General features: G+C 46.5%; 5 protein-coding genes. 2 read left to right on the top strand and 3 right to left on the bottom strand.

Going from position 1 to position 5317, the window contains the following annotated elements; all coding sequences use genetic code 11:
* Nucleotides 1-344: 344 nt before the first annotated feature.
* Nucleotides 345-1436 (bottom strand): hypothetical protein, encoded by a 1092-nt coding sequence (locus JGK16_RS32020; protein ID WP_293182972.1) that lies wholly within the window; start codon nt 1434-1436, stop codon nt 345-347.
* A 1635-nt stretch (nt 1437-3071) separates the two neighbouring features.
* Between JGK16_RS32020 and JGK16_RS32015 the strand changes: the two genes are divergently transcribed.
* A complete protein-coding gene (locus tag JGK16_RS32015) occupies nt 3072-3611 on the top strand; it encodes a cyclic nucleotide-binding domain-containing protein (protein ID WP_293182970.1) in 540 nt (179 codons plus the stop codon).
* Nucleotides 3612-3766: 155 nt separating this feature from the next.
* On the opposite strand, the gene JGK16_RS32010 is transcribed toward JGK16_RS32015, so the two are convergent.
* Nucleotides 3767-4144: a hypothetical protein gene (locus JGK16_RS32010; RefSeq protein ID WP_293193899.1), complete on the bottom strand. Its 378-nt coding sequence runs from the start codon at nt 4142-4144 to the stop codon at nt 3767-3769.
* Here JGK16_RS32010 and JGK16_RS32005 point away from each other — a divergent pair.
* A complete protein-coding gene (locus JGK16_RS32005) occupies nt 4135-4332 on the top strand; it encodes a hypothetical protein (protein WP_293203585.1) in 198 nt (65 codons plus the stop codon). The two genes, JGK16_RS32010 and JGK16_RS32005, sit on opposite strands and share 10 nt — an antisense overlap.
* On the opposite strand, the gene JGK16_RS32000 is transcribed toward JGK16_RS32005, so the two are convergent.
* Nucleotides 4329-5189: an FAD-binding domain-containing protein gene (locus JGK16_RS32000; RefSeq protein WP_293182964.1), complete on the bottom strand. Its 861-nt coding sequence runs from the start codon at nt 5187-5189 to the stop codon at nt 4329-4331. The two genes, JGK16_RS32005 and JGK16_RS32000, sit on opposite strands and share 4 nt — an antisense overlap.
* Between the last annotated feature and the right edge of the window lie 128 nt (nt 5190-5317).

Below are 5317 nucleotides of genomic sequence, written 5' to 3'. Positions count from 1 at the left end.
TGATCTATATTACCTGTTTATCTTGCACTTTTTTCTCCCTCGCGCCATCTAAACCTATGCCACGCAATATGTGATTGATTTTTCAGCAAGCCCTATATAACCACTGAAACTAAGAGGGCCCAAGCCCAACAACGTCCGCGAATCTTTCGCTAGATCCGCTATATACAACTAAGTGTCCTCCAAATTGCCATGTCCTCCGATGGTAGAGAAAGGCTATTGCTGTGTCCTCCAAATTGCGATATCCTCGATTGCTTGAGATTTTCTACCATCAAAAAAGGTTGACTGTATTCCTACAGCCAACCCCGCGCTCATTTAATTGTTATGCGTTTGCTTAAACAGCAAAACTATCTGGCAATATTCGGGAACGTATAGCCAACACCTAGTAACAATCCCACGTCAGTTCCGTCGAGAAAACCAATATTCAGTCCTGCTGTGGCTGTAAAATTGCTCGACAGTGGCACATCTATACCTCCCGAAATCAGGAAGCCAAAATTACCGTCATCGCCGGTAGAAAATGCTACGCCAGCACCTAAATAAGGAGCAGCGGTAATCACAAAATCATCGCTGACTTCGACGGCCTCTCGGGATACAAAATCGTAGGTGACTGGAACTAGAACAGTTAGATTGTCGCGGAACAAAACACTCGGTCTCACCGAGAAATTGTTCGTCAAACCAATTTTGCTAAGAATCGCAAAAGAAGTGTCGCCTAGGGCTGAATCTCCGCCAAAACCGATGTTACCGCCAATACCAATGTAGCTGGGCCCTGAACGGGTAGCTCTGCCCGGTTTGACGGTTGTACCGCCCGGTTGAGCCAATATCTGAGGTTTGTCTGAGGCTGTTGCGGGATTCTGGGCAACTTTCGGTTGGTTCGTCAGGGCTGAGGCGGAAGTGCTGACAGGGTTGCTCAACACTTCTTGTGTTGTTTTGACTTCTTTTTCTTCCTTGGATGCTGTCAGTTCTGAATTAGGTCGATCGGCCACAATCTGGGATTTTTGCTGAATTTCAACGCTATTCTCAGCAATTTTCGCTGTTTCTGCCGATTTTTCGGTTTCAGCAGCAATGGATGTAGGTGTATTTTGCTCAGTTGCTGGGACAGCAATTTCCGATGTTGCTGCTGTGGATTCTGCCGGTGCTGCCGCAGATGCTTCCGAGTTGACTGCCGGTGCGGAGGCTGCTGGCTCTGCTGCTGGTGTTAGTTCGATCGAACTGATAGAATCAATTTTTGTATTGCTAGCTGTTATTTCGGCATCAGCTTTCACTGCTGAAGTTGCCGCCCGCGAGGAAATTTGGTCAATATTTTGAGTTGCCGCATTTGCGGTTGTAGCGATATCGGGCAAGTTGCCGGTTTCAGCTTTCGCTGACATGGTAGTGCAACAAACTGCTAAAGCTGCAAGATTTATTAACGCAAAAGTAGACTTGGAAAATAGACTATTCATCAGAAAAATGGGTTTGAAACCCCGTCCTTTTAGGACGGCTTTACATTTTAGTTTTAGGTTGGTGTTAGGGGTGGAATTACCGACCCCTAATCTATCTACCGCCGGGCGAACTACTAAATGCCGGGTGCTTTTGCCTCGAACACTTTCGCGCCTGACAATTACCGACTGACATTGTTTGTTCGCGATCGCATAACAAGTGGCGATAAGCCCATGTGTATATTTCCCTTCGCTACTGACTATCACAGAGGTTACAGATTAGGGAGGCGTCCAGTAACGTATGAATGGTGTACCACCACCAGATAGTTCAGTTTGGGTTTTTAGCCCGTAAGCTAGACACTGTTTTAGTCCTGAATCAAGAAGGTGGTAAACCTTCCTCTTTCAAGCCCCATGCCTTGATAGCTGGGGTTAGTGACAAGACACTCCTCATTGAATGGTGTGTTAAAAGTTTGACACTCCCTGGCGTGAACGCGCGGGGATTCTTGGTTCACAGACATACCTTAAAATTGTCCATCCTTTCGGCAATACTTAAACCAAAAACCCGTTCGATAGAACCTGTGTTTTGAGCCTAAGAAAGAGCAATCCCAGAGGGCTTATCTCCCCAAGCGAAGCGAGAGTCTCCTCTCTTCCGTGTGCCCCACGGTACGTTTAATCTTCAAGATTTTAGTTTTCTGGTCTGGGTTACGTTAGTTACCCTAGCTATGTTTTTCGTGGTGTTCGCCACCCACTAACTATTATTATTTCCCGACCAGTCGTTTGAGCTTGGTGTCTCATGTGTATCGGCGGTTATTCTACCTGTAGTATTACTCTACTATACCATCTTGAACAAGAAATTTAGATAATTAAATCCGTGCTAAAAGGACGGGGCTTTAGACCCAACTTTCTGGTAAGTGTTTGAGGGCTCTAGTCGAGACCTTTGCTGAAAAATGACACAAATATGAGTTGTGTTGTTCCTAGATTGGCACTTAACCCTCTTAGAGTCAACTCTCTCTGCTGATTAGATTCAAGAACCGAAGGCTAGTCGATCGACTAATTTTAATTTACAGTTCGACGATCTAAAAATCAATCCTAGGGGAGAGTTCACTCTTGATGGTGCTTATACCACTTTTGCTCAAAAAAAGCAACTGCAAACAACCTCGAAACCACGAGCTTCATCAGTCAGTCAGTCGATTTTAGATTTTAGATTTTAGATTTTAGATTTACTTGCAGCTTCTTGAATCTGGGAGCTGGAAGTCGATCGCGCGCGCAGAGCATTCTACAATGCTGTACATGAGGGCGCTGCACCCGCCCGCCACCACAGTGGAAAAATCCGGCTGCGTGAGGGCGCACCGGCTCGAAACGAATATCCAGCAAGGTTTGACAACTGTTTACTGTTTAGGGAATTCGGGGGTCTAAATTGGGGCAGTTGGGCGAGGGCGATCGGCTCCTGCACAGTCCCGGACAAGTCATGTAGAATATCATTGATCCTACAAACAGTCGTAGCTCGATCGTGTCAAAATTATTAGATATTATTCATTATTGTGGAAAATTCAATGTCTTAGTAAAGTTTAGCCTTCGCGATCGCTCAGTATCTGACGACCTAACAGCACGCAACTAAACAAGTAAAAAATAAAAAGTATCTGTTCTCAACCTGACTTTATGAGCAAAGTTCTAGTTATATTAGGCGAATTGAGCGATCGCGACATCGATTGGATGCTCGCCAACGGCAGCCGCACCACAGTCCCCCCCGGCACCACTCTCATCGTCGAAGGTCAACCCTTAGACGCACTGTACATAGTTCTGGATGGAACTTTGAGCGTTGCTGTATCATCTTTGGGCGACAAAGAAATTGGAAAAATCATCTGCGGCGAAGTGTTGGGCGAAATGTCTTTTGTAGACGGGAGGCTTCCTTCTGCTAGCGTCACGGCAATTGATGAATGCCTCATCCTGTCAATTCCGAGGCGGCTGCTAACTGAAAAACTAGAGCAAGACGTGCTGTTTTCCCTGCGATTTTATCGGGCGATTACTAAATTTCTGTCGTCGAGACTGCGGGGTACAGTCAAACGCTTCGGCGAAGATACTGATTATTTAATATATCAAGACCCCCACGACGATCGCGCGATCGGGCAAAATGTCGAAAATCCTGATTTGGCTCAATCTAGATTTGAATGGCTGTTGCAGCGTTTGAAGGAGACTTGAAGTCAGTTGACAGTTGACAGTTGACAGTTGACAGTTAACAGTTGACAGTTGACAGTTGACAGTCAGCAGTCATTAGTCATTAGTTAGTTGCTACAAATTCTCTTCGGATCGATGCCCGATGCCCGATGCCCGATGCCCGATGCCCAATTCCCCAATTAAAAAACATATTTTTCGGCAACGCGCCAATAGCGGGAAAAACGCTTCAAATCAATGTAGCCATCGTAGCGGACAAAAGGTTCGGGTGGCAAAACTTCTACTGGAAACTCCCTCCTAATTTCCCGGCAAATATCCTCAAACCGAGGGCTGGGACTTTCCGCTGTAACGATTTGATTCGCACCGGATTCTTTAGCAAAAGCGATAACTTCGGCAGCGACATCGCCGCGCCGAATAACTACCGGCAACTCTAGTAAACATTCATAAATAAACACCATTCGCTTGAGACTTAACTGCCATTCATCGATCAGTGCATCGTCCCAAACCCAGATTGCTTGTGCTTCTGGGTGAGCTTGGAAAGCTGGGCATTGTGGACTCAAGCAGGGGAATTGGGAATTGGGAATTGGGAATTGGGAATTGGGAATTGGGAATTGGGAATTGGGAATTGGGAATTGGGAATTGGGAATTGGGAATTGGGAATGTAAAAAAGTTGAATTATTTTTATTACTTCTTCCCTCTTCCTAATGTCAACTGTCAACTGTCAACTGTCAACTGTCAACTGACTTAATTTTTCCTTTTTTTCTGAGGGCGTTGCCAACTTTGAGAACCGCCCGTGCGATCGACCTTTTCGCCATTGGGAAACAACTTGCTCTCCAAATATTCGTAAGTTCCCTCAAAATCGCATTGTCCGTACAGGGGACAATCGCGACAATAAACTGACTTAGTGTAACGTTCCAGATTTTCCCGATTAAAAAAATAAGCCTTGTGACTAAAAGTGCTCGCTACCCACTGCCAAGAAAGATTGTTGCTTGCCGGATCTCCATCTAGCAAATGTTGCAAAAACCAGCGAGCTCCAGCTTGCCAGCGCACGCGGCGCCAGTGTACCAAATAACTAGCCATCCACATCCGCTGGTGGTTGTGCAAATAACCAGTTTCCCGCAACTCGCGGCTGAAGCTGTCGATGCACACTAAACCAGTCGTGCCCTCGACGACATCCTGCGGCAGAGTGTCGCTGTAATCTTTGGTAGTGTAACCAGTTTTGTATGGTTCCCGGTCTTCCCAAATCTTTTTGCCCAATTCGGCGTACAGCCGCTGCCAATAATCCCGCCAACCCAACTCGTTGACGAGTTTCACTGCATCTTGTGGATCCTGCACCTTGGTGAGTACGGCATCTCGGACTTCGGCAAGACTCAAAACGCCGTAGCGCAAATAGGGCGACAATCGCGTTACTGCACCGTTGAGAAAGTTACGGGTTGAGGAGTATTTGCTGGGATCGACTTGTTGCAGCAATGTCTCGGCTGCTTGGCGCCCGCCTGTGGTTGGGGGTACGTTGCTATCCCGGGCGGTGGTTTGGGGGAATTGTTCGCGCACGTAGGCTATTAATTCGTCGCGGCTGGCAAATTCCCGCTTCATGTCCTGACTCATGGTTTTTTGTTAAGCGCCTGCTATGGTTTTTAGGACTTACGCATTGACAAAAAGCATTATCTATGTACTCTCGGCCATAGCATCACTCTGAAGGTTCGCAAAAATATGCTCACGTATAACTAAAGTGA

This window comes from Microcoleus sp. PH2017_09_SFU_O_A (genome assembly GCF_020738625.1).
Classification (GTDB): domain Bacteria; phylum Cyanobacteriota; class Cyanobacteriia; order Cyanobacteriales; family Microcoleaceae; genus Microcoleus.
The sequence above is the reverse complement of the archived record's forward strand: the minus strand, read 5'-3'. Positions and strand labels throughout refer to the sequence as shown.

Excerpts from the sequence above, each read along its gene's own strand:
- JGK16_RS32000 (WP_293182964.1), bottom strand. The coding sequence starts at position 5,189 with ATGAGTCAGGACATGAAGCGGGAATTTGCCAGCCGCGACGAATTAATA.
- JGK16_RS32015 (WP_293182970.1), top strand. The coding sequence starts at position 3,072 with ATGAGCAAAGTTCTAGTTATATTAGGCGAATTGAGCGATCGCGACATC.
- JGK16_RS32020 (WP_293182972.1), bottom strand. The coding sequence starts at position 1,436 with ATGAATAGTCTATTTTCCAAGTCTACTTTTGCGTTAATAAATCTTGCA.